The sequence below is a fragment of the Kocuria aegyptia genome (assembly GCF_039530085.1).
Lineage (GTDB): Bacteria > Actinomycetota > Actinomycetes > Actinomycetales > Micrococcaceae > Kocuria > Kocuria aegyptia.
In genome coordinates this window covers 152,087-178,855 of record NZ_BAAAOA010000017.1, presented here as the reverse complement: position 1 = coordinate 178,855, position 26,769 = coordinate 152,087, and the positions used below count along the sequence as shown (strand labels likewise).

Annotated in this window: 21 protein-coding genes and 2 pseudogenes; 15 read left to right on the top strand and 8 right to left on the bottom strand. The window is 70.6% G+C overall.

What is annotated here, in order from left to right; genetic code table 11:
• Positions 1–392 precede the first annotated feature (392 nt).
• Positions 393–1,091: a helix-turn-helix transcriptional regulator gene (locus ABD220_RS08620; RefSeq protein WP_344121638.1), complete on the bottom strand. Its 699-nt coding sequence runs from the start codon at positions 1,089–1,091 to the stop codon at positions 393–395.
• Between the two features lie 73 nt (positions 1,092–1,164).
• Between ABD220_RS08620 and ABD220_RS08615 the strand changes: the two genes are divergently transcribed.
• On the top strand, positions 1,165–1,905 hold the full coding sequence (locus ABD220_RS08615; protein ID WP_344121636.1) for an alpha/beta fold hydrolase: 741 nt from the start codon (positions 1,165–1,167) through the stop codon (positions 1,903–1,905).
• Positions 1,906–2,744: 839 nt separating this feature from the next.
• Here the strand turns inward: ABD220_RS08615 and ABD220_RS08610 are convergent.
• From ABD220_RS08610 to ABD220_RS08600, 3 genes and pseudogenes are all read right to left on the bottom strand, one after another.
• Positions 2,745–3,176 (bottom strand): ester cyclase, encoded by a 432-nt coding sequence (locus tag ABD220_RS08610; protein ID WP_344121634.1) that lies wholly within the window; start codon positions 3,174–3,176, stop codon positions 2,745–2,747.
• A 213-nt stretch (positions 3,177–3,389) separates the two neighbouring features.
• Entirely contained in the window at positions 3,390–3,788 is a 399-nt protein-coding gene (locus ABD220_RS08605) for a hypothetical protein (protein WP_344121632.1), read from the bottom strand.
• Positions 3,789–5,255: 1,467 nt separating this feature from the next.
• A pseudogene (locus tag ABD220_RS08600) lies at positions 5,256–5,438 on the bottom strand (polyphosphate kinase 2); the annotation flags it as partial.
• Between the two features lie 81 nt (positions 5,439–5,519).
• Here ABD220_RS08600 and ABD220_RS08595 point away from each other — a divergent pair.
• A complete protein-coding gene (locus tag ABD220_RS08595; protein WP_344121630.1) occupies positions 5,520–5,855 on the top strand; it encodes a hypothetical protein in 336 nt (111 codons plus the stop codon).
• A gap of 254 nt (positions 5,856–6,109) precedes the next feature.
• Here the strand turns inward: ABD220_RS08595 and ABD220_RS08590 are convergent, their stop codons facing one another.
• Positions 6,110–7,078 carry an NAD(P)/FAD-dependent oxidoreductase gene (locus ABD220_RS08590; RefSeq protein ID WP_344121628.1) on the bottom strand — a complete coding sequence of 323 codons (969 nt, stop codon included), beginning with the start codon at positions 7,076–7,078 and terminating at the stop codon, positions 6,110–6,112.
• A 232-nt stretch (positions 7,079–7,310) separates the two neighbouring features.
• On the opposite strand from ABD220_RS08590, the gene ABD220_RS08585 reads away from it, so the two are divergent.
• Entirely contained in the window at positions 7,311–7,505 is a 195-nt protein-coding gene (locus ABD220_RS08585) for a hypothetical protein (RefSeq protein ID WP_344121626.1), read from the top strand.
• A 696-nt stretch (positions 7,506–8,201) separates the two neighbouring features.
• Here ABD220_RS08585 and ABD220_RS08580 read toward each other — a convergent pair.
• The gene (locus ABD220_RS08580) at positions 8,202–9,329 is read right to left on the bottom strand and encodes an S-layer homology domain-containing protein (protein ID WP_344121624.1); all 1,128 of its coding nucleotides are present in this window, start codon (positions 9,327–9,329) and stop codon (positions 8,202–8,204) included.
• 652 nt (positions 9,330–9,981) lie between these two features.
• Between ABD220_RS08580 and ABD220_RS08575 the strand changes: the two genes are divergently transcribed.
• The gene (locus ABD220_RS08575) at positions 9,982–10,389 is read left to right on the top strand and encodes a YciI family protein (RefSeq protein ID WP_344121666.1); all 408 of its coding nucleotides are present in this window, start codon (positions 9,982–9,984) and stop codon (positions 10,387–10,389) included.
• Between the two features lie 6 nt (positions 10,390–10,395).
• Positions 10,396–11,583: an RNA polymerase sigma factor gene (locus tag ABD220_RS08570; RefSeq protein ID WP_344121622.1), complete on the top strand. Its 1,188-nt coding sequence runs from the start codon at positions 10,396–10,398 to the stop codon at positions 11,581–11,583.
• A 100-nt stretch (positions 11,584–11,683) separates the two neighbouring features.
• Here ABD220_RS08570 and ABD220_RS08565 read toward each other — a convergent pair whose 3' ends face one another.
• Entirely contained in the window at positions 11,684–12,904 is a 1,221-nt protein-coding gene (locus ABD220_RS08565; RefSeq protein WP_344121620.1) for an ROK family transcriptional regulator, read from the bottom strand.
• A gap of 115 nt (positions 12,905–13,019) precedes the next feature.
• Between ABD220_RS08565 and ABD220_RS08560 the strand changes: the two genes are divergently transcribed.
• The 8 genes from ABD220_RS08560 (at position 13,020) to ABD220_RS08525 (ending at position 21,974) form a co-directional block, all read left to right on the top strand.
• The gene (locus ABD220_RS08560) at positions 13,020–14,528 is read left to right on the top strand and encodes a sugar ABC transporter ATP-binding protein (protein ID WP_344121618.1); all 1,509 of its coding nucleotides are present in this window, start codon (positions 13,020–13,022) and stop codon (positions 14,526–14,528) included.
• Positions 14,525–15,535 (top strand): ABC transporter permease, encoded by a 1,011-nt coding sequence (locus tag ABD220_RS08555; RefSeq protein ID WP_344121617.1) that lies wholly within the window; start codon positions 14,525–14,527, stop codon positions 15,533–15,535. Before ABD220_RS08560 ends, ABD220_RS08555 begins: the two co-directional genes overlap by 4 nt.
• A complete protein-coding gene (locus tag ABD220_RS08550) occupies positions 15,532–16,629 on the top strand; it encodes an ABC transporter permease (RefSeq protein ID WP_344121615.1) in 1,098 nt (365 codons plus the stop codon). Before ABD220_RS08555 ends, ABD220_RS08550 begins: the two co-directional genes overlap by 4 nt.
• Positions 16,629–17,879 carry a substrate-binding domain-containing protein gene (locus ABD220_RS08545; RefSeq protein ID WP_344121664.1) on the top strand — a complete coding sequence of 417 codons (1,251 nt, stop codon included), beginning with the start codon at positions 16,629–16,631 and terminating at the stop codon, positions 17,877–17,879. The genes ABD220_RS08550 and ABD220_RS08545 overlap by 1 nt, the downstream gene beginning before the upstream one ends.
• Positions 17,880–17,979: 100 nt before the next feature.
• Complete coding sequence (locus ABD220_RS08540; RefSeq protein ID WP_344121614.1) at positions 17,980–18,849, top strand: sugar phosphate isomerase/epimerase family protein; 870 nt, start codon at positions 17,980–17,982, stop codon at positions 18,847–18,849.
• Entirely contained in the window at positions 18,846–20,021 is a 1,176-nt protein-coding gene (locus ABD220_RS08535) for a Gfo/Idh/MocA family protein (RefSeq protein ID WP_344121611.1), read from the top strand. Before ABD220_RS08540 ends, ABD220_RS08535 begins: the two co-directional genes overlap by 4 nt.
• A 46-nt stretch (positions 20,022–20,067) precedes the next feature.
• Positions 20,068–21,069 (top strand): sugar phosphate isomerase/epimerase family protein, encoded by a 1,002-nt coding sequence (locus tag ABD220_RS08530; RefSeq protein ID WP_344121608.1) that lies wholly within the window; start codon positions 20,068–20,070, stop codon positions 21,067–21,069.
• Between the two features lie 77 nt (positions 21,070–21,146).
• On the top strand, positions 21,147–21,974 hold the full coding sequence (locus tag ABD220_RS08525; protein ID WP_344121606.1) for a DUF1206 domain-containing protein: 828 nt from the start codon (positions 21,147–21,149) through the stop codon (positions 21,972–21,974).
• Positions 21,975–22,057: 83 nt separating this feature from the next.
• Here the strand turns inward: ABD220_RS08525 and ABD220_RS08520 are convergent, their stop codons facing one another.
• Positions 22,058–22,912, bottom strand: a complete 855-nt coding sequence (locus tag ABD220_RS08520) for an SDR family oxidoreductase (RefSeq protein WP_344121604.1) — start codon at positions 22,910–22,912, stop codon at positions 22,058–22,060.
• 197 nt (positions 22,913–23,109) lie between these two features.
• Between ABD220_RS08520 and uvrB the strand changes: the two genes are divergently transcribed.
• Both uvrB and ABD220_RS08510 read left to right on the top strand, forming a co-directional pair.
• A complete protein-coding gene (uvrB, locus tag ABD220_RS08515; protein ID WP_344121602.1) occupies positions 23,110–25,230 on the top strand; it encodes an excinuclease ABC subunit UvrB in 2,121 nt (706 codons plus the stop codon).
• 270 nt (positions 25,231–25,500) lie between these two features.
• Positions 25,501–26,490: pseudogene (locus ABD220_RS08510) on the top strand (TerC family protein); the annotation flags it as partial.
• Positions 26,491–26,769: the final 279 nt, after the last annotated feature.

The following is a 26,769-nucleotide window of genomic DNA, read 5'->3' as shown; positions in this document are numbered from 1 at the left end:
CCGGGTTCCGTCTGAAGGTTTTACGGGCGCCGCAGTCGAAGACGCACAGCCCGGATGGCGCGGAGCCAATCGAGTTCGGTGCGCTCTCGGACCATGCGCACGGCCTCGATGAAATGCCCCTGCGCTGTCAGTGAATCGACCTCAAGGCCCAGCAGCTCAGGTAGGGTCACCGGCAGTGACTCGGAAGCGGGCTCACGCTTGTCGAAAGGACTCCATCGCGCCATGTCCAGGCTTCCAGGAGTCGTGGTTGCCGCGCCTGGTGACTCTCGTCAGGCGTGCGGCAGGAACTGGGGGCGGTGGCGCTGAAGACATCACTCCTCGGAAGTGGGAGCTCCTTGGTCGGGATTCCACCATATGCGCCAGAGATGCCCGCTGAGGGTCGATTAAGTGGCTCACTCGCCCCGACCGTGCACCGGTCTGGCGTTCGCTGGGCGCTCTCCGACCTCGTGGACGGTATGGCCGGTGCAGGCCGTCGCGGTTGCGCTGGCCCGCTCGATGCGCGACACGGTGAACCATCGCATCGCGTTGCGCATCCGGCACCACCCCACGAGGTACCACTGGCCGTTTGTGGAAGCGAACAGTACGGGTTCGACGTCGCGGGTAGTCGTGGTCCCATCGCCCGATGTGTAGCGGATGCGGATCACTCGCTGCTCGGCCATCGCCTCCTCAAGTGCCGACCTGATGGTGCGCGAAGAGGGGGGAAGCGCGTTGACCCAGACGCGGCCTGCCAGCTCGTCGGCTCTTGCCCGGGTTCTGGGATCGAGGACATCCAGGATCTTGTGGATCCCGGCTGCGGCCAGATCGGCGTAGGGGGCATCGGGGGCAGCAGACACGGCCGCCATGAGCGCCACGGCTTGCGCTGGGGACAGGCTGACAGGTGGCAGGGACGCGCCGACAGTCAAACCGTAGCCACCGCCCGGACCTGGGCGCGACCATACGGGCGCGCCGCTGTTCTCGAGCGCAGCGAGGTCTCTCTTGACTGTGCGCACGGATACGCCGAACTCCCTCGCCAGCCGTTCGGCGGAGGAGCCCCGTGATCCGTTACGGCGCAGCATCTCGGACAGGGCATGAAGTCGTTCTGCTCGCTTCACCGTTCAGCCCGCCGTAAATTCATGACACAAATAGTGACATACACCTGCCCGTCGCACTGAGGAAGGTGGAGTCATGACAACTACGACGAGCAGTCCGACCATCGTTCTCATCCCCGGCCACTGGTTGGGCGCTTGGGCGTGGGATGAGGTCCTTGAACACCTCGACACCGACCACTCTCGTGCGGTCGCGATGACGCTGCCCGGTCTCGACGGGGACGATCCTGAGCGTGTGGAAAAGACTCTCGACGATCAAGTCGCAGCGGTCCTGGACGTCATCACTCGACTCGGGGTCTCCGAGGATCAGCCGGCGACACTCGTCGCTCACAGCGGAGCGAACGCCCCCGTCAGCCTTGTCCTCGACCGGCACCCTGACCTTGTCCATCGGGTGGTGTGGGTTGACTCCGGCCCTGTGGCCACGGGCAGCGTGTTCGCCCCAGACCTCCCGGAGGGGGTGGAGGAGCTTCCGCTGCCGTCCTTCGACGCCCTCGCCCAGCAGGCCAGCCTCGAAGGCCTCAGCGCAGAGGTCCTCGAGCGTTTTCGGGCCCGGGCCGTCCCTGAGCCCGGTCCCGTGCTTCGCCAGCCCGTCGAGCTCACCAACGATGTCCGCCGCAAGGTCCCCACCACCCTGGTGTGCTGCTCCATCCCGAGCGCGCAGGTGCTGGAGCTGGCCCGAGGAGGCCATCCCATGTTCGCCGAAGTCGCGGACGTCGAGCACCTCGACGTCATCGACCTTCCGACGGGGCATTGGCCCATGTGGAGCCGTCCCCGCGACCTCGCCAAGGTCATTCAGTCGGAGGCTTCTCGAACCACCTGAACTGCACGTACAACCTGAAGGGGCCAGCCGAGTCCGGCTGGCCCCTTACTCCGTGTCCGAAGGAATACATGGCACACCCAAACGCTGCTCTCACGCCACACGGCGTGAACTCTGAGTCGGGGCTGGCCATGGCCAAAGCACTTCACATATGGCTTGTTACAGGTCGCTCTGTCAGGACGGTGATCTTCACGGCGGCCATAGAGAGCCTGTGGCCCGCAGCTGCTGCCCGTCGTTCAACAGAGCGGCGGCCGCTTTTGAGAACGGCGGCACGCTGGTCATTACCGCACTTGACCGGCAGGGTCGATCGACGCAGAGCATCCTCGGCCGTCATCGGGGCTCTACGGGGGAGAGGTGGAGGGCTGCGGGTCCTGAGCCTGCGTGGGGGGTGCGGACGTCCACTCCCCGATGGAGGCGATGCTCTGCGGTTTCATGGCGGCTCTTGCGCTGGACGCTCAGCGGGAGCGGATTACTGACTCGGTAGTCGACTGGAGGGCCACTGGCCAGGACCTCGGAGGGCGAGCGCTTGACCTTCACCGCCTGCCAGGTCAGCCATGTCCTCGGCCGAATTGATGTCGACGAGCCGGTCACCCCGACCCGGGTGAGCTCGGGGCGGCGGGGCCGCCAGTGGCTGCCATATCCGTGAGCTGCCCAGCTGGCCAACTCCTGTGGGACTGTCTTGGGATTGAGCCACGCAGATGGTGCCCACTGGATTGCGGTACTCGGTGTTTTAGCAGGTCAGGAATCAGTCACGGGTGGCCTCGCGGTTCGGTGCTGTTGGACGGTGCGTAGGCCGGGTCGGCCGGTGCACGCCGCAGCTGGGGCGGTCATCGCTGAGGTGGTCAGTGTGTGAGCTGGCGGAGGAGATCCGGGGCGTCGTAGTAGCGGTGTTCCTCGACGATCTGTCCTGCGGGTCCGAACCGGCAGAACAGCGCCAGCGGGAACCGCACCCGGCGCCCGGTCGGCGGGAGCTCTCCGGTGGCCAGTACGAGGGGTCCGGCGTGCACTCCGGAGATCGTGATCTCCGCCGCCACACAGTCCTGGTCGCCCACGATGCGGGTCAGTTCACTGGTCACGTTGGGCATCGCGATCATGTAGGCCAAGGTGTCGTCCTGGACGGCCTTGCGCCCCTGCAGGGGCCCCGTGTAGGACGGGTGGCTCACGCAGGTGTCCTCTGCATACAGGGCGGCGACCCTGACGGCGTCGTGGGCGTTGAACGCCGCCGACCACTGCTTCATCACGTGCTCATGGTTTTTCGGTGCTGGTGTGCTCACGTGGTGCGCTCCCTCGTCCTGAGGCCCTGTTGCCTGCGGTGTGCTCTTCGCACGCTAGAAGCCCGGGAGCTGAGTCCCCAAGCACCTCACCAGAAGTTCTCCTGGCCGTCGTCTGTGCGACATGCACAGTGCCTGCAGGTCGCGGGCTGAAGCTCCCGGGGCGCGGTGACAAAGGCCCGCGGACGCATGGCTTGGGGCGTGCCCCGGGAGGTGTCAGGGGGTCCGGGGAAGGTCCAGGTAGTGCTCGCCGGTGTGGCGTTCGGTGCGCAGCAGCTTTGTCAACGGCCCCTCGTAGCTGGACAGGGCCCGGTGCAACAGCTCGGCCACGCTGTGAGGTCCCGTACAGAGCGGTTCTCCGAAGGGGCCGTCGGTCTGCGTGTGCGGCACCACGATGCTGTCCGGATCGAAGTCCATGGCGTCGCCATCGACGTCCAGCAGCTCGCCGAGGAAATATTCGTTGGTGCGCTGATCGGCGTAGACGCTCAGGCGCACCGCCTGCGGGTAGTGGTGGTGCAGATGGTCGACGAGGAGTCTGAGCACCTTCTTGGCGTAGGCGCGCTTGGCTTTGAGCAATTTGGTCTCGGCGGCGGCCAGGACGGATTGAGCGGTCATCACGTCACCTCCAGGGCAAAGGGGCAGCGTCGGCGCCGATGCCCACGTGCCCATGGGGTCGGCTGAACTGTCGCCCGGGTGCCACTCCAGCAGGCAGGCCCCCGGACGCATCCTGCGGTGGGCCGGTGCCAGCGACGTCCGGTTGCCGGATGCTTGGTCATGGGGGTGTTGCCCTGTCGCCGGCGGGCACCGATTCCTCGCCTTGTGGTCGGTCGGACGTCGCTCGTGCGGTGGTGACGCCGTGGCGCAGGGGGCTTCGAGTGACGGCGGGGTTCAGCATTCTTCGTTGAGCATTCTGACGGCTCCTGCGTTTCGGGCCGGGGCGGGGGCGCTCTCACAGTCCTCAAGAGCGCCGGCTGGGTCCCGTTCCAGCGCCGCAGGCCCAACTGGGCCGGCCGGGTTCCTCGGCCTGGATGCTCCCGAGGTGAGCGAGGATGGGCCGGCCTGCCCGGTGGGTCCGTGGTCCGGGCGCGGGCGGAGGTGGTGAGGAGCGTTGTCGTTGAGCATGTGGTGATCCTCGATCCAAGGTGTGCCCCACCACGGAGGCGCCCAGTGGACCGGGGGTCGCCGCCATCGATGGGGTGGTCAGGGGATGGGGTGGCTGGCTGGCGCGCGCCCCGGAGTCGAATGCCGGGTCGCTGGGCAACGGGCCGGGAGAACTCCCGAGTGGGGGAGGACGGGCTTCCCGGCGGGGAACAACTGTGGATTCCGCTTCGGCCTCACGGCTCCACACCCCCGAACCGGCACACACTTTTCGATCGGTTCACGACTGTGCGGAGCCCGTTCATCCCACACCTCGAGGCACTGATCAAGGCACACGATAGGCAGCGTGGCGATACGGGACTGACGCTTGACCATGGCGTTGGACCCCCTGCAACTGGCCAGCGGTGACACCCTCAGTCTGACAGCATGCGGTGAGCAGCGCGTGACCAGTAGATGCATGGCCGGTGGACACCTCCCCTACGCGGGGGCCCGCTTCCAGCAGCCGAGAGGGGCGCACCGGACAGTGGAACAGGCCAATACGCTGCCGTGGTCACGCCGCGTCCCTTGTTACTGGGCGTGCCTCGGCCATGGGCCGGACGATCACAGCAGCTCCCCCTATGGGGGCGAGGCCATCCGGGCGCACCCACGCCCGGCCTGATTACCACGGAGGCGCCCCCGGGGAGCCGCGTCGCATGCTCCGGCCTGTCGACAGCAGGCGTGCGCCCGTTCCGGGCGGTGCCGGTGCGCCGGATCCAGCGCACCGGTTGTTCCGGTGCGCTGCCCAGCGCATGAGCACATCGCCTGGGAGTCCTGCCCAGCCCGACGAGCTCACACACCTCAAGGCCAGCCATTCGCGACTCGGCTCCGTACCACGAGTCAAGTCAGGTGTGCGCTCCTGCTCACCCACCGGGCCCAGCTCAGCATCACCACGTCAGCCCTCATGGGCGGGCAGAGACGGCGTCCCTGAGCCGGGCGGATCCCGGCTCAGTCGCCGACGGCCTCCCGGCAGCGGGCCACGATCAGCGGGTCCGGGGGGTAGACCACCTTCGGGTGTTTGTCCTGGTAGTCGAACTGGTCCAGGAAGAAGCGCATCGCGTTGAGCCGGGCGCGCTTCTTGTCGTTGGAGCGCACTGTGCTCCACGGGGTGTGATCGGTGTCGGAGGCCAGGAGCATTGTCCCGTCAAGGAACGCAACATCAAGGCCCTGGCCGAGGCCGGCACCACCCACCACACGAACCAAAGGACCACCATGACCCGAAACATGACCGGGAAGAAGACCAGCAAACAGCACCGACGCTGGAGCGAAATGAGCCCCGGCCAGCGGTCCGTGGCGCTGGCCCTGGCCTCGATCCAGGTCTCCCTGGCCGTCACCGCCTGGATGGACTTGGCCTGCCGCCCTGCTGGGCAGGTCAATGGTTCCAGGGCGAAATGGGCGGCGATCATCGGCGTCGCCTTCGTCGGACCTCTGCTGTATCCCACCCGCGGACGACGCCGCAGAACGCTGCCCCCCGACCCGCGACCTCCAGGGCAGGACCACGGCACCGCGGGGGCACGCAAGGACGGGAACCAGAGACCTCGTTGCTGAGATCATCCAGTAGGACCACGGCCGCACCTCGAACGAGACGGCGCACGGGCAAGAAGCAGACTCGGGCAAGCGGGTCAGTGACGAATGGAAACTGTGCGCTATCGACGGGGTGGTCTTCCCGTCACGGTCGCGACAGCGGAACGGCTCCGCCCTGAAGGGGCCCCTATCGGCCGGACTCCTTGCCTCGGACCTGACCCCGGCCGGTCTCAGCGCTGTGGGCGGCTCCGCCGGTGACTGCCGGTGACTGCCGGTGATCATTCGGTGGTGAACCGGTGGGTGGGTGGGGCCGGATCGGGCGCCTGGTCGGTGGTGCCGTGACCACGCAGGGAGGTGGCACAGGCGACTCCGGCGGCTACGCCCTGGGCAATGGCGATGGGCACAAGCTGCAGGCCCGGGGTGATGTCCCCGGCCGCATAGACCCCTTCAACACTGCTGAGCTGGCACACGTTGACGACGACGTGCCCCTCGTCGTCGAGCTCGCACCCCAGATGGGCGGCGAGGCTGTTGGTGGGGTGGTGGGCGTAGGAGAAGAACACCGTGGTGCCCTCCACCAGGCTCCCGTCGGTCAGCCGGAGGCCCTCCAACGCCCCCGGAGCCCCGAGCAGAGCTTCGGCCACGCCGTCCACGACCTCGATCCCGTGCTCGTGCAGAGCCGCGCGCTGGTCCTCGGCGAAGGCCCGGTCGGTGGTGTCGGTGACGACCCGCACGGTGTCGGTCCAATCCAGCATCTCCGAGGCATAGGCGGGCATGTGACTCCCGGTGCCCAGCACGATCACCGCCTGCCCCCGGACGTCGAATCCGTCGCAGGCCGGGCAGTGATAGACATCTGTGCCGTAGTGGTCCTCGAAGCCGGCAATCTGCGGGAACTGGTCCCGCACCCCGGTGGCCAGCACGATCCGCTGGGCAGTGATCTCCATGCTGTCGACGGTAGCCAGGAACCGGCCGTCCTCGGTGCGCTCCAGGGCGGCCACCGTCCCGTCGCGGAGGATCACGTGGGGGTACTGGTCCAGCCCGGCGCGAGCCTGGGCCAGCAGCGTGTGCGGGCTGATGGGGTCCCGGCCCAGCAGGCCGTGGGTGTGGTCGGTATACCGGCTGCGGTGCTGCCCGGCGTCGATCACCAGGGTGGAGCGCTGGTAGCGGCCCAGCCAGGTCGCCGCAGACAAGCCGGCGACACCACCACCGACGACCAGGGCGTCAACAGTGGACGGCAGATCACGGCTCATCGATTCTCCTCAGTCTGCGGCGGGCATGCCATCGGTTGTCCGACTCCACCCTATGGGCTGGTTTGGGCGTTGTGCCGAGGAAGGGCGCAGACAGGTCGAAGCAATCGCTGGGGTGCCGGCAGCGACTCCGATGCCCCAACGGTGGAATAGGACGCCGGTGGCACCGCCGGGGTAGATCTTTTCCGGCCCTCTCGGGCAGGGACAAGGCTCCGGGGCGGGACAATGGGAGGTGATGGGATCTTCTGCCGCCCGTACAATGCTGCCCACTGCCGTGCTGCTGCTCGGCGGAGGCCTGGCCCCGGGCTGGCTTCCCGGCCGCAGTGGCGTGGTGATGGTGGAGGTGGTCCTTCTCGGTGTACTCGTCATCGCTGCAGTCGTGGCCGTCGTCATCGTGGTGGTCATCTGGCGGGCCATCCGCCGTGACTGACCAACAGGCCGGCCAGAGGTGAGTCCGGTCCTGGACGAGGATGTGGTGGGTCGCGCGACGGTCGGTGAGTTGTTCGTGACGGTCCGCGACCAGGGCTGCTGTCGACTCCGGCAGGGGGGGGGGGGCGATCAGATGGGGTCCGAGATCGTCCCGGGTGTCGGCCCAGAAGCCCAGACCCTCGCCTGGATGCCCGTCGACGATGTCCACGGCGCCGCACCCCTCAACCTGTCCCGGAGCAACGCCAGCGACGATGTCCGCGGCCGTGAGGCCGGGATTCTCGGCTCCACCGTGGGCGCTCGACGTGATGTTGCCACCGCGGCCGATCAGGTCGATGTCATCGGGCACCGACCCACGGGCGGCCATGAACTCCCCGACCGAGGACACCGAGCTCGTGCCCACGACGCGACAGCCGACCGGGCCGGCGCGGTCGGTGCCGTAGGCCGGGTCGGACTCCGAGCGGTCGGTGACGGCCCGGGCGCCGCCGGTCCGCAACCGCACCTCGGGCATCAACGACAGGGTGCCGGTGAAGGCAGGGCGGTCCGCCGGCACGTCGAGGGGCGCCGCAACACCATCGGGACCCCGGGGCGTAGGGACATCGGCACCGGCACCGGACAGCCGGTGTCCGCCGCCGTGGGCTTGAACGCGCAGCGGCACGGCTGGGCCGATGGTCGGGCGCACGGGATGCCCGATCGGGGGCTACTTCACGATGCGCCGGTCGAGGTGGGGCCAGGCATGGACCTTGTCGAAGCGGTGCAGCATCACGAGCATCTCGCCGCGGTTGATCGTGGCGCCGGGCCGATAGGTCTTGTCCGAATACCCGGTGGTGAAGCCGTTCTTGGCCATCCAGGAGATCTCCTTGTAGAACGGGGTCCTGGTGGTGACGTCCTTGAACCGGGAGGTCTTCGGCGGGGTGTAGGCCGGGGAGCCCGCCAGCCGGTAGAGGAACGCGGCGGTCTGGCCCCGGGTGACGTTCTGGGTGGGGCGGAAGGTCCCGTCGGGCCACCCCTTGATCACCCCGATCTGGGACAGGACGCTGATCTCCACCGAGTACTTCCGCGCCGCCGGCACGTCACGGAACTTCGGGCGGATCGTCGGATCTATCCGGCGCGGGTCGATGTTGGTCTCGTATCCACCGTTGTTCTTGCCGAAGTTGCCGATGTTGCCCCAACGGGCCAGCGTCATGGCCATCTCCTCCCGGGTGACGGCCTGGGTGTGCCGGACCTTCCCGTCCTTGCCCCCGGTGACGATCCCGTTGACGGCGGCCCAGTAGAGGGGCTTGTAGAAGCCGTGGCCGGGACCGATGTCGGTGAACACCGACGGGTTGCCGCACCGGGCCGGCAGGGCGGCGTGGCGGAACAGCCGGTCGCTCTTGTTCCGGACGGCGACCCGATCCGAGGTGGGCATCGCCTTCGGGTTCTCCTGCGAGGGGGGAACGACACAGCGGCGGGTGCCTTCGACGAAGATCGGGGTGCCCGGTGCCAGGCAGTCATAGTCCACCCAGTGCCTGGGGGTGCCCCAGCCGTAGGTCCAGGTGCCGCCGTAGTTCATCGGGTAGGGCTTGCCCTTGACCCAGGCGGTGACCGTGGTCTGCGCTCCGATACCGCAGATGTAGGAGATGTACCCGACTCCGGGGATGTCCATCGCCTCGGAGCTGTGGATGCAGTTGTCCCCGTTGGTCTTCTCCCAGTAGTGCGCTGGGCTGACCACCCACGGCGGGTCCTCTGTGGCCGCAGCGGCTGGAGCGGCCACGGAGACGGCCAGGGCGGCGACGGCGCCCACGGCGACGGTCGACCGAAGCACGGTGCGGCGGATGCGAGCGAGCACGGGCGGGTCCTTCCAGGAGACCGGTAGGACCCCAGCGTCACACCGGCTAAGTGCTTCTGGGAACGTCACCGTTGTGGGGGCAGACCCACCGCACCAGGGGCCGGCCTCGACTCGTCCCCCTGCCGGATCGCACCAGGGCGAAGAGCTGTGCTGCAGTACTGGTTCTCCTGTGGGCAACTGCCCGTCCTTCTGACCGGCGGAGCACGCCGGCTCAGGAGCCGGCGTGGAAGGGGGAGTGGTGCTCGTGGACGATCAGCCACCGGCCCGGTGCCCGACGCACACCCCGGTCGACCGGCCGGCCGGAAGAAGGTCGTGCCGTCGGCCGTCCCGTCCCGGGCGAGGCCCCCTCTCGCGATCGCCACCGGGCCGAACTCGTCGACCCGGAGTTCGGCGGCCCTGGAGTTCGGCGGATCTGGAGTCCGTCGGACCTGGCGTGCCGGTCCTCCACGGCCGCGAACTGCTCCCGTTCGAGGGCGGGGGATCGCACGCGGTGAGCCGCTCGGCCATGGTGTCACCCACCGTCGTTCTCCCACCGGCGGGGTCGGGGATGACCGTCGAAAAAAGTCGTCACGGGATGTCGAGATCCCATGCGCAGCTCCGTCTCCGCAGTGCACACGGCCACAATGGGCCGTACCTCAGCAAGGAGATCATGATGGCCAAGTATCTGCTGCTCAAGCACTACCGGGGCGCTCCGGCACCGGTCAACGACGTCCCGATGGACCGGTGGGCGCCCGAGGAGGTGTCGGCGCACATGCAGTACATGTCGGACTTCGCTGCCCGGCTGCAGGACACCGGCGAGTTCGTCGACGCGCAGGCGCTGTCTCCGGAGGGCACGTTCGTGCGCTACGACGGCGAAGGACGGCCGCCCGTCACCGACGGTCCGTTCGCCGAGACCAAGGACCTGATCGCCGGGTGGATGGTGATCGACGTCGAGAGCTACGACCGGGTGCTCGAACTCGCCGGTGAGCTCTCCGCGGCCCCGGGGGCCGGCGGGGAGCCGATCCACGAATGGCTCGAGGTCCGCCCGTTCCTGACCGCACCGCCGACCATCACGGAGTGAGCCGCGGTGGACGAGACGCTGCTGCGGTCCCTCACCCCCTCCGTGATCGGGATCCTCGGCCGCCGCGGCGGCGACTTCACCGCGGCCGAGGACGCCGTGCAGGATGCCCTGGTCGAAGCCGTGCGCGTGTGGCCGGACAGCCCGCCGCGCAACCCCGAGGCCTGGCTGGTCGCCGTGGCCTGGCGCAAGTTCCTCGACGCGGCCCGCGCCGACACCTCCCGGCGACGGCGCGAGTTCCGGGTCGAGGAGGAGCCGGCGCCCGGCCCGGGCACGGCGGTGGACGACACGCTGCAGCTGTACTTCCTGTGCGCGCACCCGTCCCTGACACCGGCCTCGGCGGTGGCGCTCACGCTGCGCGCGGTGGGCGGTCTGAGCACGCGCCAGATCGCCCGCGCCTACCTGGTGCCGGAGGCGACCATGGCCCAGCGGATCAGCCGGGCCAAGCGCACCGTCTCGGGCGCGCGGTTCGACCGGCCCGGTGACGTCGCCACGGTGCTGCGCGTCCTGTACCTGGTCTTCAACGAGGGCTACTCCGGTGACGTCGACCTCGCCGCCGAGGCCATCCGCCTGACCCGTCAGCTGGCGGCGGTGGTCGAGCGCGAGGAGGTCGTGGGCCTGCTCGCGCTCATGCTGCTCCACCACGCCCGGCGCCCGGCCCGGACCCGGCCCGACGGCAGCCTCGTGCCCCTCGCCGAGCAGGACCGCACCCGGTGGGACGCCCGCCTCATCGCCGAGGGCGTCGGTCTGCTCCGGGCGGCCCTCGTCCGCGACCGCCTGGGCGAGTACCAGGCCCAGGCCGCCGTCGCCGCGCTCCACGCCGACGCCCGCACGGCCGAGGAGACCGACTGGGCACAGATCGTCGAGTGGTACGACGAGCTCGTGCGCCTCACCGGCAGCCCGGTGGCGGGCCTCGCCCGCGCCGTCGCGCTCGGCCAGGCCGAGGGTCCGCGGGCCGGTCTGGCGGCCCTGGCCGGCCTCGATCCGTCCCTGCCCCGGTACACCGCCGCCGCCGCGTACCTCCACGAGCGCGACGGCGACCCCGTGACCGCGGCGCGGCTCTACGCCGAGGCCGCCCGGTCGGCGCCCAGCCTCCCCGAGCGCGACCACCTCACGCTGCAGGCCGCGCGGCTCAACGCGCGGCTCCGCGGGGAAGCACCCGGCCCTGGCCGGTGCGTAGGCCCGCGGAACGGGTGATGGCCCGGCGTGCTCACCGGCACGGCCCCGGGCTCGCCCTGCACGTCGGTCTCCGCCGCAGCGGGCGGGCCGAGTCGTCCGGCCGCCGGGTCTGGCGAGCTCAGCCCGTGCTCAGCGCCGCGCAGGCGGCCTCGATGGACTCCGGGGACAGGACGTGGTCGATGGCCAGCACCGCCGCCCCCATGACGCCGGCCCGCTCACCGGCGACCGAGGGCGCCACCCGCAGGTGCTCCGTGGCCAGCGGCAGGGACCGCCGGTAGACGACCTCGCGGATGCCGGCCAGCAGGTGCTCACCGGCCTGGGCGAGGCTGCCGCCGATCACGATCACGGACGGGTTGATGAGGTTCACGCACGTGGCCAGGACGTCCCCGATGTCCCGGCCCGCCTGGCGGATCGCCCGGACGGCCGCGGCGTCGCCGGAGCGGACGAGGTCGATGACGTCCTGGCTGGTGGCCAGGGTGCCGGCGGCCGGCTCGTTGAGCGTCCGCACGAGCGCGGGCGCCCCGGCGAGGGCCTCGAGGCAGCCGGTGTTGCCGCAGCGGCAGAGGATCTCGCCGCCGCGCGGGACCCGGACGTGACCGAGGTCCCCGGCGGTCCCCTGGGCGCCGCGCTGGAGCGCGCCGCCGGAGATGATCCCCGCGCCGATGCCCGTGGCCACCTTGACGAAGATCAGCTCGTTGGTCTCGGGCCAGAAGAAGCTGCGCTCGCCCAGGGCCATGATGTTCACGTCGTTGTCCACCAGCACGGGCACGTCGTGGCGGGCCTGCACGAGGGCGGGGACGTCGACACGGTCCCACCCGGGCATGATGGGCGGATTGATCGGCCGGCCCGTCCGGTGCTCGACGGGTCCGGGCAGCCCGATGCCGATGGCGGCCAGCTCCGCGGCCGAGCGGTTCCCGCGCTCGAGCAGCGTGGCCACCGTGCGCCCGAGCCAGCCCAGGACCGCCTCGGGGCCCTCGCCGATGGCGAGCGCCTGCCGCTCCTCGGCGAGCTCCCGGCCGGAGAGGTCCGCCAGGATCGCCCGGGCGTGCGTCGCCCCGATGTCCGCCCCGACCACCACCCGGGCGCCCGGGTTCAGGGCGAACAGCGAGGGCGGGCGCCCCCCGGTGGAGGCGGCACCGCCGTAGGGCGCGACGAGCCCCAGGTTCATGAGGGTGTCCACGCGGGAGGCCACGGTGGAGCGGGCCAGTCCGGTCAGCTGGGCGAGCTCGGCCCGCGTTCTCGGGCGGCCGTCGCGCAGCAGCTGGAAGACCTCGCTCGCCCCCGGAGCGGGCGAGTCCGAGGGGCGCGGCGACGGCGCCGGCGGTGGACTCTGCAGCACTTTTTCAGTAGAGCACGCACCCTTATGGGGGTCAAGCACGTCACAAACGCACAGACGTGCCACAACTTTTGCTGGACAATCGACAGAAGTCTGTGGTCCGTGTCACAGTGACCGCATGAACGAGCGCACGAGCTCCCCGGTGCTGAGCGTCACCGGCCTGTCGAAGTCCTTCTTCGGGGTGCCGGTGCTCGAGGACGTGGACCTCCGGCTGCATGCCGGCGAGGTGCACGGGCTGGTGGGCGAGAACGGCGCCGGGAAGTCCACGCTGATGAAGGTGCTCGCCGGGGTCCACGACCGGGACGCGGGGACCGTGGAGATCGGCGGGACCCCCGTCGAGTTCCACCACCCGACCCAGGCGCACGAGGCCGGGCTGTCCACGGTGTTCCAGGAGTTCAACCTGCTGCCCGACCGCACGGTCGCCGAGAACGTCTTCCTCGGCCGTGAGCCGCGCAGGGGACCGCTCGTCGACCGGCGGGCCATGAACGCCATGACGAGCTCTCTGCTCGAGGACCTGGGCATCGTCAGCATCCGGCCCACCACGACCGTGAGCTCGCTGTCCGTGGCCCAGCAGCAGATCGTGGAGATCGCCAAGGCCATCAGCTACGACGCCCGCATCATCTCCATGGACGAGCCGACCGCCGCGCTCGCGGGCCCCGAGGTGGACCTGCTCTACGCGATCATCCGCCGGCTCCGGGCGCGCGGCACGGCCATCCTGTACGTGTCCCACCGGCTGAAGGAGATCTTCGACCTGTGCGACACCATCACGGTCCTCAAGGACGGGCGGGTGGTGGGCACCGAGCCCGCGTCCGCCATGGACGACGCCGCCCTGGTGCGCCGGATGGTGGGCCGCCCGATCTCCGCCTACTTCCCGGAGGAGGTCCCCGGCACGGGGGTGGGGCGGGAGCTCCTGCGGATCGACGACGGCGGCAACGACCAGCTCGACGGCATCGACCTGACGCTGCGCGCGGGGGAGATCGTGGGGGTCGCCGGGCTGCAGGGCTCCGGGCGCACGGAGCTGGTGGAAGCCGTCTTCGGCGTGCGCCCGTTCACCCGCGGGGCCATGGCGCTGGACGGCAGGCCGTACACGGCCTCCTCGCCCCGGCAGGCCGTCCGGCAGCGCGTCGCCCTGATCACGGAGGACCGCAAGTCCCAGGGGCTCAGCCTCAACCAGTCCATCCTGGACAACGCACTGGGCGTGATCCGCTCCGTCTTCCCGCGCCGCAGCGCCGCAGCCCGGAAGGACGTGCCCGGGGTGCTCTCCTCGCTGGAGGTGGTGGCCCGGGACCTGGACCAGGAGGTCCAGTACCTCTCGGGCGGGAACCAGCAGAAGGTGGTCCTCGCCAAATGGCTGGCCGTGGACCCGCAGGTCGTGCTGCTCGACGAGCCCACCCGCGGGATCGACGTGGGCGCGAAGATCGCCGTCTACAACCTGATGCGCATGCTCGCCGCCGAGGGCAAGGCCATGCTGATGGTCTCCAGCGAGCTGCCGGAGGTGCTGGGCATGTCCAGCCGGGTCGTCGTCATGCGGGACGGCCGGATCGCCGGTGAGCTCCCGCCGGACGCCACCGAGGAGCAGGTGCTGCAGCTGGCCACCGGCGCCCGCACGGAAGGGGTGCGGCCGTGAACGCGTTCTCGAGACTCAGCTCCACCCACATCGTCTACCTCGTGGTGCTGCTGACCTTCGTGGCCGGCACGATGCTCGTGGGCAGCACGGGGCGCAGCTTCGTCAGCGCCGGCAACATCTCGGCCGTCCTCACCGGGACCAGCGTCCTCGGCTTCATCGCGATCGGCCAGACCCTCGTGATCCTGGTGGGGAGCCTCGACCTGTCCGTGCCGTACGTGATCAGCCTCGCGAGCCTGCTCTCGGCCGGGATCATGGCCAATCAGCCCGGGAACATTGCGCCCGGCGTGGCGCTGGCCCTCGTCGTCTCCGCCGGTATCGGCCTGGTCAACGGTCTCGTGGTGTCCGGGCTGAAGGTGCACGGATTCATCGCCACGCTGGGCACCGGGCTGATCGTCAGCGGCTACCTCGCCACCAACTACAAGGGCAGCGCGGGGCAGACGCCCGTGGCCTTCCGCCTCGTCGGCGCCACGGGCATCGGGCCGGTCCCGGTCTCCACGCTGATCATGCTGGCCTGCGCGGGCCTCGTGCTGCTCATGCTGACCCGCACTCGCCTGGGCCACCACATGTACGCCGTCGGCGGGGACATCCGGGTGGCCCGGATGTCCGGGATCCGGACCGGCACCCCGATCGTCGCCGCCCACGTGATCTGCTCGGTCATGGCCGGTCTCGCCGGTCTGCTGCTCGCCGCGCGGCTCGGGGTGGGCAGCCCCACGATCGGGTCCCAGGGCGGCTACGCCCTGCTCTCCATCGCCGCCGTGGTGCTGGGCGGGACGCTGCTGGCGGGCGGCAAGGGGTCGCTGGTGGGGACGCTGGGCGGGGTCCTCATCTTCGCGATGATCGACAACATCATGAGCGTCCTGCAGATCAACCCGTTCCTCAAGGACGTGGTCCGCGGCGTCGTCATCGTCGTCGCCGTCGCCGTGTACGCCCGGCGCCGGGTGGTCAGCCGGCCCGCGCGCTTCACCGCAGCCCCGAGCGGGCGGACCGGGCAGGAGGTCCCGTCATGAGCACCGCCCTCACGGACCGGACCGCGGTCCTGCAGCAGAACCGGTCACCGTGGCACGAGCGGGTGCTGCGCGGCCTGCGGACCCCCGGCGGAGCCGTCTTCGTGCTCCTCCTGGTGCTGCTGGCCGCCGCGATCGCCGTCAACCCGTCCTTCGGGGAACCGGGTTCGCTGATCCGGTTCGTCGGCCGCACGGCACCGATCGCCATCGCGGCCATCGGGCAGTACTTCGTGATCGTCTCCGGTGAGTTCGACCTGTCCATGGGCTCGGTGGTCACCGCCCAGGTGTTCGTGGCCGGCAACCTCATCGGCCAGGACGACAGCCGGACCGTGCCCGTCCTCGTGCTGATGCTCCTCCTCGGAGCCCTCGTGGGCCTGGTCAACGGGCTGGTCACCACGCTCCTGAAGGTGCCGAGCTTCATCGTGACCCTCGGCACCATGCTCGCCCTGCTGGGGCTGGTGCTCTACTGGACGGGCGGCGCCGCGACCGGGAACCCCGCGGACAGCTTCCGGCAGATCGGCCGCGGCGGCATCCAGGACGTCCCGGTCCTGGGGGTCCTGCCCTACCCGGTCGTCCTGGTGACGGCCGTCGCGGCCGCCGCCGTCTGGCTCATGCGCCGGCCCTACGGCCGCACGCTCATCGCCGTGGGGGACAACCCCCGGGCCGCCGCGCTGACCGGGGCCCGGGTCTGGTGGGTGCGCACCCGGGCGTTCATGCTCTCCTCCCTGGCTGCGACCGTGGCGGGGATCATCCTCGTGGGCTACGCCGGGGTGCACCCGTCGGTGGGGCGCGGCTACGAGTTCACGGCCATCACCGCCGTCGTCCTCGGTGGGGTCGTGCTGGGCGGCGGGCGCGGGTGGGTGCTCTCCGCGGCGGCGGGTGCCTTCGCGCTCGAGACCCTCTTCTCGCTCCTGAACTTCCTGGGCGTCCAGTCGACCTGGCGGGACACCGTCCAGGGCGCGATCATCATCCTCGCCGTCGCCGCCGGCACCCAGACCTGGCGGCGCCGCCGGCGCGGCCGGACCGCCGCGGCGCAGGAGCCGAGACACGCCATAGCAGCACCGCCCACCCCGGGCACCGATGAGGAAGGAACATGATGCGCCGAAGCATCCAGTCACAGGTCACCGTGGTGGCAGCGGCAGCGCTGCTGGGCCTCACCGCCTGCACCACCGATCAGTCGATCGAGAACCCGCCCGCGGCCACCGAGGGCGGGGAGGCCACGGCCCCCGCCGGGGACGGCGGCGCCACCCCCGCCCCGGAGGGCGGTGACGAGTGGTTCGACCAGGCCGAGTACGACCAGCAGCTCGAGCAGCGCTCCGCCTCCTTCGAGGGGGACCCGGAGCAGCCCTGGACGCAGTACATCGCCGGGGAGACGACCGCCACGGGACAGTTCGCCGCCGACGGTCCGCAGAAGGTGTGCTTCTCCAACGCCTCCATCTCCAACCCCTGGCGCCAGACCGGGTGGATCACCATGAACGAGCAGCTCAAGGTGCTCCAGGACTCCGGGGTGATCTCCGAGATGGAGACCCGCGACGCCCAGGACGACGACAACACGCAGATCGCCGACATCGACTACTTCATCGCCGAGGGCGAGTGCGACGGCTTCATCATCTCGCCGAACTCCACCGCCGCCCTGACGCCCGCCGTGGAGCGCGCGTGCGAGACCGGCAAGCCGGTGGTGGTCTTCGACCGCGGCGTGGAGACCGACTGCGCGACGACGTTCATCCACCCCATCGGCGGCTTCGCCTGGGGCATCGACTCGGCGAACTTCCTGGTCGACAACCTGCAGGAGGGCGACAAGGTGGTGGCCCTGCGCATCCTCCCGGGCGTCGACGTCCTGGAGCAGCGCTGGGCGGCCGCCGAGAAGATCTTCGAGGAGAACGGGATCGAGGCGACGGACTACTTCACCGGGGCCGACCCCACCGAGATCAAGAAGATCATCTCGGACGAGCTCGCCACCGGGGACGTGCAGGGCGTGTGGATGGACGCCGGTGACGGCGCCGTCGCCGCCATCGAGGCGTTCGAGGACGCCGGCGCGGACTACCCCGTGATGACCGGTGAGGACGAGATGAGCTTCCTGCGCAAGTGGGAGGACACCGGCCTGACCGGCATCGCCCCGGTCTACTCGAACTTCCAGTGGCGCACCCCGCTGCTGGCGCTCGAGCAGATCTTCGCCGGCGAGGAGGTCCCCGCCGAGTGGGTCCTGCCGCAGGAGCCGATCACCGAGGACCAGCGGGCGGGGTACCTCGCCGACAACGAGGGGATGCCGGACGGCCACTACGCCAAGTTCGGCGGCGAGGACCTGCCGGGCTACCCCGACGTCTGGCAGGACCGCGTCATCCCCTGACCCGCACGACCGCGCCCTGCCCGCCGCCGGCCCGGCCCCGGGATCCCCCGGCGGCGGGCGGGGCGCTATCCACGACACCGCGCCGAGAGGAGACAGACCCGTGCAGCGCTTGATCGGCGTCAACACCTGGGTGTGGGAGTCCCCGCTCACCGACACGAACCTGCCCCCGCTGCTGGCGAAGATCGCGGACATGGGCTTCGACGCCGTCGAGCTGCCGCTGGAGAACGCCGGCGACCTCTCGGCCGGGGTGGTGCGGGACGCGCTCGCCGGGCTCAGGCCGCGGATCGTCGGCGCGATGGCGCCCGGGCGCGAACTGGTCCTGGCGGACGACGCCGTGATCACCCGGACCCAGCGCTACCTCAGTGCCTGCATCCAGCTGGCCCGCGACGTCGGCGCACCGGCCGTGTGCGGGCCCTTCTACGCGCACACGGGCCGGCTGTGGCGGATGGACGCGGCGGAGCGCGCGGACGCGTACGCGCAGCTGCGGCGCAGCCTGGCGCCGCTGGCCGCCGAGGCCGAGGCCGCCGGCGTCGTCCTGGGGATCGAACCGCTCAACCGCTACGAGACGTCCCTGCTCAACACCACCGCCCAGGCGATCGACGCCCTCGGGCCGCTGCTCGGCCACGGCGTCGGCCTGGCCCTGGACACCTACCACCTGAACATCGAGGAGCGATCCTCCGCCGACGCCGTCCGGGCGGCCGGCGAGCACCTCGTGCACGTCCAGGTCTGCGGCAACGACCGGGGAGCTCCCGGTGGGGACCAGACGGACTGGACAGGCATCTTCGACGCCCTCGACGCCGTGGGCTACACCGGCGCCCTCGTCATCGAGAGCTTCACCGCCCGCAACGCCAGCATCGCCACCGCCGCCTCGATCTGGCGGCCCCTGGCGGAGACCCAGGACCAACTCGCGGAGCACGGACTGGCGTTCCTGCGCTCGGCCGGCGCCCGGTCCCCAGGAGGACACCCATGACCGCCACCGTGCCCGACCCCGCCGTCGCCTCCGGCCGCGAGCCCGCCTCCGGCGCCCTGGGCGTCGCCGTGCTCGGCCACTCCTTCATGGGCAAGGCCCACTCCAACGCGTGGCGCAACGTCAACGCCTTCTACCCCACGCCCCGCGTGGCGCAGAAGGTGCTGGTGGGCCGGGACGCCGGGCACGTGGCCGAGGCCGCACGGCGGTACGGCTGGGAGGAGAGCGGCACCGACTGGCGGTCGGTGCTGGAACGGGACGACATCCACGTCGTCGACATCTGCACCCCCGGCCACCTGCACGCCGACATGGCCGTGGCCGCCCTCGAGGCCGGCAAGCACGTGCTCGTGGAGAAGCCGCTGGCCAACACGGTGGCCGAGGCCGAACGGATGGTGGCCGCCGCGGCGGCGGCGCGGGCCCGCGGCGTCCGGGCCATGGTGGGCTTTAACTACCGCCGGGTGCCGGCCCTGGCGCTGGCCCGGGACCTGATCGCGGACGGCCGCGTGGGCCGGGTCCGGCAGGTCCGCGTCAGCTACCTGCAGGACTGGCTCGCCGACGAGCACGCGCCCATGACCTGGCGCCTGCGTCGGGAGACCGCCGGGTCCGGGGCGCTGGGCGACCTCGCCTCCCACGCCGTCGACCAGGTCCGCTTCCTCCTGGACTCGCCCGTCACCTCCGTCTCCGGGACGCTCACCACGTTCGTCCCGACCCGGCAGGGCGCGGACGGCCCCGAACCGGTGACGGTCGACGACGCCGCCTGGGCCACCCTGCGCACCGCCTCCGGCGCGGTGGTCAGCCTGGAGGTCTCCCGCTGCGCCACCGGCCGCAAGAACGCCCTCCAGATCGAGGTCTACGGATCGTTGGGCGGACTGCGCTTCGACCTCGAGCGGCTGAACGAGCTGGAGTTGTTCGACGCCGCCGCGGCGCCGGGCACCCAGGGCTACGGCCGGGTCCTCGTCACCGAGGAGACCCACCCCTATGTGGGGGCCTGGTGGCCGCCCGGACACGTCCTCGGCTGGGACCACACGTTCACCAGCCAGGCCGCCGACCTGCTGCGGGCCATCGACACGGGGGCCCCGGCCGCCCCCGGGTTCGAGGACGGACTGGAGGTCCAGCGGGTGCTGGGCGCCGTCACGGACAGTGCGGCGCGGTCGGGCGCCACCGTCCACCTCTGACCCCGGACCACCGGAGCACCGCTCTCCCCGACCCGAAGGACCCACGATGGGACACCACCGCTACACGCTGTTCACCGGCCAGTGGGCCGATCTGCCGCTCGAGGAGGTCGCGGCGCTGGCCGCCGGCTGGGGCTACGACGGTCTGGAGATCGCCGTCTCCGGCGAGCACCTCGACGCCTGGCGGTGGGACGACGACGCCTACGTCCAGGAACGCCTCGACATCCTCGAGCGCCACGGCCTCGGCGTGTGGGCCATCTCCAACCACCTCAAGGGCCAGGCGGTCTGCGACGACCCGATCGACTTCCGGCACCGGTCCATCGTGGGGACCCGGGTCTGGGGCGACGGACAGCCCGAGGGGGTGCGCGCCCGTGCCGCCGAGGAGATGCAGATGACCGCGCGGCTCGCGCGGAAGCTCGGCGTGGACACGGTGGTCGGCTTCACCGGGTCCTCCGTCTGGCAGTACGTGGCGATGTTCCCGCCGGTCTCCCAGGACGTCATCGACGCCGGCTACCAGGACTTCGCGGACCGGTGGAACCCGATCCTGGACGTGTTCGACGAGTGCGGGGTGCGCTTCGCCCACGAGGTCCACCCCTCCGAGATCGCCTACGACTACTGGTCCACGCACCGGGCCCTGGAGGCCATCGGCCACCGGGAGGCCTTCGGGCTGAACTGGGACCCCAGCCACTTCCTGTGGCAGCAGATCGACCCGGTGGCGTTCATCTCGGACTTCGCCGACCGCATCTACCACGTGGACTGCAAGGACACGAAGATGCGGATGGGCGGTGGGCGCAACGGCATCCTGTCCTCCCACCTGCCGTGGGGCGACCCCCGCCGCGGCTGGGACTTCGTCTCCACCGGCCGGGGCGACGTGCCGTGGGAGGACAGCTTCCGTGCCCTCACCGCCATCGGCTACGACGGCCCCGTCTCCGTGGAGTGGGAGGACGCCGGAATGGACCGTCTCCGGGGAGCGCCCGAGGCCCTGGCCTTCCTGAAGCGCTTCGACTTCGGGCCCTCCGGCGCCTCGTTCGACGCCGCCTTCCAGCAGTAGCCGCTGTCCGCCGAACGGCGCTGTGGACACCGGCGGCCCACAGGCGCACGATGGAGTCCCACACCGCAGGAGGAACCATGGGCGAGGTCGGCCGGCAGGCCACGAGGGCGGCCGACGCCGCGGACGACGTGACGGACTCCCGCGGGTTCCGCCTCGCGGCCCGCGCCGGATACGTGGCGGCAGGCCTGCTGCACGTGATGATCGGGGTCATCGCACTGCGCGTCGCCTCCGGCGGCTCGGGCTCCGCGGACCAGTCCGGGGCCGTCGCCGCGCTCGCGGGCCGCCCGGGCGGCATCGTCCTGCTGTGGGCGTGCTTCCTCGGCTGCGCGGCGCTCGCCGTCTTCCTGCTCAGCGAGGTGTTCTTCGGGGCGCGGCAGCAGTCGGACCGGGAACGGCTCAAGCACCGCCTCAAGATGGGCGGCCAGGCGGTCGTCTACGGCGCGATCGGCGCCGTGTTCGGGATCTACGCCCTCGGGGGCTCGAGCGACAGCAGCCAGTCCACGCAGTCGCTCAGCGCCCGGCTCATGGCGCATCCGGCCGGCATGGTGCTGCTGATCGCCGTGGGACTGGGTCTCGTCGCCGCCGGTGTCTTCTTCGTCCACCGGGGCGTGACGAGGTCCTTCCGGGAGAACCTGAAGAGCCTGCCGCCGGGCACCGCCGGCCGGGCCGTGGTGTGGCTGGGCACGGCCGGCTACGCGGCGAAGGGCGTGGCCCTGGCCGTGCTCGGCGTGCTCTTCGTCGTGGCCACGGTGCAGCACGACCCGGAACGGTCGACGGGTCTGGACGGCGCGCTGAAGACCCTCCAGCAGCAGCCCTTCGGGGCGTGGCTGCTCGGGGCCGTGGCCCTGGGCCTCATCTGCTACGGGGTGTTCATGGTGGTCCGGGCCAGGTACCAGCGGATGTGACGACGTCCACGGCCGGTTCCCGCCCCGCGGGGCCGCCGGTCGACCGTCCCCCGCCGGCCGCGGCACCGCTCCCGACGGGCGCCTCAGCGCATCGCGCGCAGCGCGTCGACCAGCGGGGTGGTGTGCCGGCCGAGCAGCCGCGACAGGTCCCCGGTGACCAGGTCCAGGGCGCCGTCCTCGATGTTGGCGTCCAGGGCCACCAGGAACCGGGCGGTGCTCTCGTCCACGCCCGTGCGCAGCAGCTCCGCGAGGTGCTGCTCGGGCATGAGCCGCCGGTAGGTCACCTCCCGGTCCAGGACCTCGGTGAGCGCGGCGGCGAGCTCGTCGAAGCTCCACGCGACGTCCCCGGAGAGCTCGTAGGTCTGCCCCGCGTGGCCGTCCTGGGCGAGGACCGCGGCGATCGCCTCCGCGTAGTCCTCGCGGGTGGCGCTGGCCACCCGGCCGTCCCCGGCACTGGCCAGCACCACACCGGTGGTCTCCGCGTGCCGCAGGGCCGGTTCGAAGTTCTCGGTGTACCAGCCGTTGCGCAGGATCGTGTACGGCAGCCCGGAGTCGGCGATCGCCTGCTCCGTGGCCAGGTGCTCGTCCGCGAGCAGGAGCTTCCCGCGGTCGGCGCCGAGGGCGCTGGTGTAGACGAGCCGGGACACCCCGGCCCGGACGGCGGCGTCCACCGCGTTGCGGTGCTGGGACACCCGCACGCCCACCTCGCTGCTCGAGATCAGCAGGACCGTGTCCGCTCCCGCGAAGGCCTCGTCGAGGGTCGCGGGGTCGCCGTAGTCGACCCGGACGGTGGTCAGGTCCAGTTCCCGGAGGGCGCCGAGCTTGTCCTCGTTGCGGCCGGCGGCCACGAGGTCCGGCAGCTGCACGTCCAGGCGCAGGAGGGAGCTGATGACGAGGCGGCCCAGCTGGCCGGTCGCGCCGGTGATGACGATGGACACGGTGTTCCTCTCGACGGCGGTCCGCGGACCCGGCCGGATGCTGCCGGGCGCGGCGGTGTGACCTGTGCAACCGGGGGCGCCCGCGGCGTATTTCCCGCGGCGTACTTCCTGCGGCGTACTTCCTGCGGTGGACGCGGGGCCGATCGCCTCCGGAGGAACCCGGGCTCCGTGTCCGGGGCGGCGCGTAGCCTGGTGCCATGAGCCTCGCCCAGAAGATCAACCGCGTCGTCGCCCCCTTCGAGGTCATCTCCGACTACGTGCCCGCCGGTGACCAGCCCCGGGCCATCGAGGAGCTCGCCGCGAGGATCGAGGCGGGGGAGAAGGACGTGGTGCTGCTCGGCGCCACCGGCACCGGCAAGTCTGCGACGGCCGCGTGGCTCATCGAGCGCGTCCAGCGGCCGACCCTCGTCATGGTGCAGAACAAGACGCTCGCCGCGCAGCTCGCCAACGAGCTGCGGGAGCTGCTGCCCAACAACGCCGTCGAGTACTTCGTGTCCTACTACGACTACTACCAGCCCGAGGCCTACGTCCCGCAGACGGACACCTTCATCGAGAAGGACTCCTCCATCAACGAGGAGGTGGAGCGGCTGCGGCACTCCGCGACCAACGCCCTGCTGACCCGGCGTGACGTCGTCGTGGTCGCCACCGTGTCCTGCATCTACGGCCTGGGCACCCCCGAGGAGTACGTGGCGCAGATGGTCACGCTGCGCCGGGGGGAGGAGATGGACCGCGACGAGCTGCTGCGCCGGTTCGTGAACATGCAGTACGCGCGCAACGACGTCGACTTCCACCGCGGCACGTTCCGCGTGCGCGGGGACACCGTGGAGATCATCCCGATGTACGAGGAGCACGCGGTCCGCGTGGAGTTCTTCGGCGACGAGATCGAATCCATCTACACCCTCCACCCGCTGACCGGGGAGATCATCCGGGAGGAGACCGAGATGTACGTCTTCCCCGCCTCCCACTACGTGGCCGGCGCGGACCGGATGGCCACGGCCGTGAAGTCCATCGAGGACGAGCTCGCCGCGCGGCTGAAGGAGCTGGAGTCCCAGAACAAGCTCGTCGAGGCCCAGCGGCTGCGCATGCGCACCACCTACGACCTCGAGATGATGGAGCAGATGGGCTACTGCAACGGGATCGAGAACTACTCCCTGCACATCGACGGCCGTCCCCGCGGATCCGCCCCGCACTGCCTCATCGACTACTTCCCGGATGACTTCCTGCTGGTGGTCGACGAGTCCCACGTGACCATCCCCCAGATCGGCGGCATGTACGAGGGGGACATGTCCCGCAAGCGCACGCTCGTGGAGCACGGCTTCCGGCTGCCCTCCGCGATGGACAACCGCCCGCTGAAGTGGGACGAGTTCCTGGGGCGCATCGGCCAGACCGTCTACCTCTCGGCCACGCCGGGCAAGTACGAGCTCTCCCAGGCGGACGGCTACGTGGAGCAGATCATCCGCCCCACCGGGCTGGTCGATCCCGAGGTGGTCGTCAAGCCCACCAAGGGGCAGATCGACGACCTGCTCGACGAGATCAACGTCCGGGTCGAGCGGGACGAGCGGGTGCTCGTCACCACCCTCACCAAGCGCATGGCCGAGGACCTCACCGAGTACCTGATGGAGCACGGGGTCAAGGTCCAGTACCTGCACTCCGACGTCGACACCCTCCGCCGGGTGGAGCTGCTGCGCGAGCTGCGGATGGGCACGTTCGACGTGCTCGTGGGCATCAACCTGCTCCGGGAGGGCCTGGACCTGCCGGAGGTGTCCCTGGTGGCGATCCTCGACGCGGACAAGGAGGGCTTCCTGCGCTCCACGACCTCCCTCATCCAGACGATCGGCCGCGCCGCCCGCAACGTCTCCGGTCAGGTGCACATGTACGCCGACCGGATCACCGACTCGATGGCCACGGCCATCGAGGAGACGAACCGGCGCCGGGAGATCCAGGTCGCCTACAACACAGAGCACGGGATCGACCCGCAGCCGCTGCGGAAGCGGATCGCGGACATCACCGACCAGCTCCAGCGTGAGGAGGAGGACACCCGGGAGCTGCTCGCCCGGCGCGCCGCCGCCAACAGGAAGACCGCGCCGATCGGAGCCAAGGGCGGACGGGACGCCGTGGCGGCCGCGGAGGACAAACTGCGCCAGGACGGGTTCGCGGCCGCGCCGGCGGAGGACCTCGTGGACCTCATCGCGCAGATGACGGAGCAGATGCAGGCCGCCGCGGCCGAGCTGCAGTTCGAGCTGGCGGCGCGGATCCGCGACGAGCTCTCCGACCTGAAGAAGGAGCTGCGGCAGATGCAGCAGGCCGGGCACGCCTGACTCCGGGTCCGCCCGGGACGCGGGTTCCCGGCGTTCTCCCAGGGTCGGGTAGACTGCTCCCCGCGTAGGGGAGTATCCCTCAGCGCTGCGATCGTCAGCACGCCGGGCAACGGAGCCGGGCCGGTCGCAGCGGCCGTACCGCGGTATCCGGGCCCGGAGCCCGCCGCGGACGGTGGAGAGACTTGCGGCTCATCGTGATGCCCCGGTCCGCCCCGCTCCTCGGACGACGCCGGCCCGCGGGCTCACCCATCTCCAAGCGAAAGAACTCGCGTGCACACACAGCTACCCGCGTGGTTCGAGATCGGCTCCTTCGTCGTTCTCGGCTGCATTCTCCTCTTCGACCTGATCATGGTCGCCAAGCGCCCGCACGAGCCCTCCATGAAGGAGGCCGGCACCTGGGTGGGCATCTACGTGGCCCTCGCCCTGGTCTTCGCGGGCCTGATGTTCGTCTTCGCCGGCGCCGAGCAGGGCACCCAGTTCGTGGCGGGCTGGATCACCGAGTACAGCCTCAGCATCGACAACCTGTTCGTGTTCATCGTGATCATGGCCCGGTTCGCGGTGCCGCGGAAGTACCAGCAGGAGGTGCTCATGGTGGGCATCATCATCGCGCTGGTCCTGCGCGGGATCTTCATCCTCCTGGGCGCCACGATCATCGCCAACTTCTCCTGGGTCTTCTACATCTTCGGCGTCTTCCTGCTCTGGACCGCCTACCAGCAGGCCAAGGACGAGGGCGAGGACGAGACCGAGGAGAACGCCCTCATCCGCCGGCTGCGCACCGTCGTGCCCATGACCGAGGAGTACGACGGCAACAAGCTGCGCACCACGGTGGACGGCAAGAAGGTGTTCACGCCGATGCTGATCGTGTTCATCACGATCGGCGTCACCGACCTGATGTTCGCCTTCGACTCCATCCCGGCGATCTTCGGCCTCACGCAGAGCCCGTTCATCGTCTTCACCGCCAACATCTTCGCCCTCATGGGCCTGCGCCAGCTCTACTTCCTGCTCGGCGGGCTCATGGAGCGGCTCATCTACCTCAAGCACGGCCTGTCGCTGATCCTCGCGTTCATCGGCGTCAAGCTCATCCTGCACGCCATGCACGAGAACGAGGTGCCGTTCATCAACGGCGGCGAGCACATCGGCTGGGCCCCCGAGATCCCCACGTTCGTGTCCCTGGGCGTGATCGTGGCGATCATCGTGGTCGCCACGCTCGCCTCCCTCATCAGCCCCAAGGGGCGCAGCGCCCACGCGGTGGCCGAGCTGCACCGGGCCATCGAGGTCTACCGGGGCATCCCGGAGGGCACCCCCACCACGGAGATCCGCATCGTGCAGGCCGAGCTGGTGAAGAAGCACCACGCGGCCCGCGGCGCCGCGGAGCACTCCGTCGTGGAGCTGCCCGACCTGCACGAGCACACGGGCAAGACCCTCGACGAGCACCACACCGAGAGCGGCGCGGCGTCGTCGGACTCCCACGACGAGGCCGGGCGCTGAGCCACCCGCCCACCCGGACAGGGTGACCCCGCGCGAAGGGGCCCGCCCCGC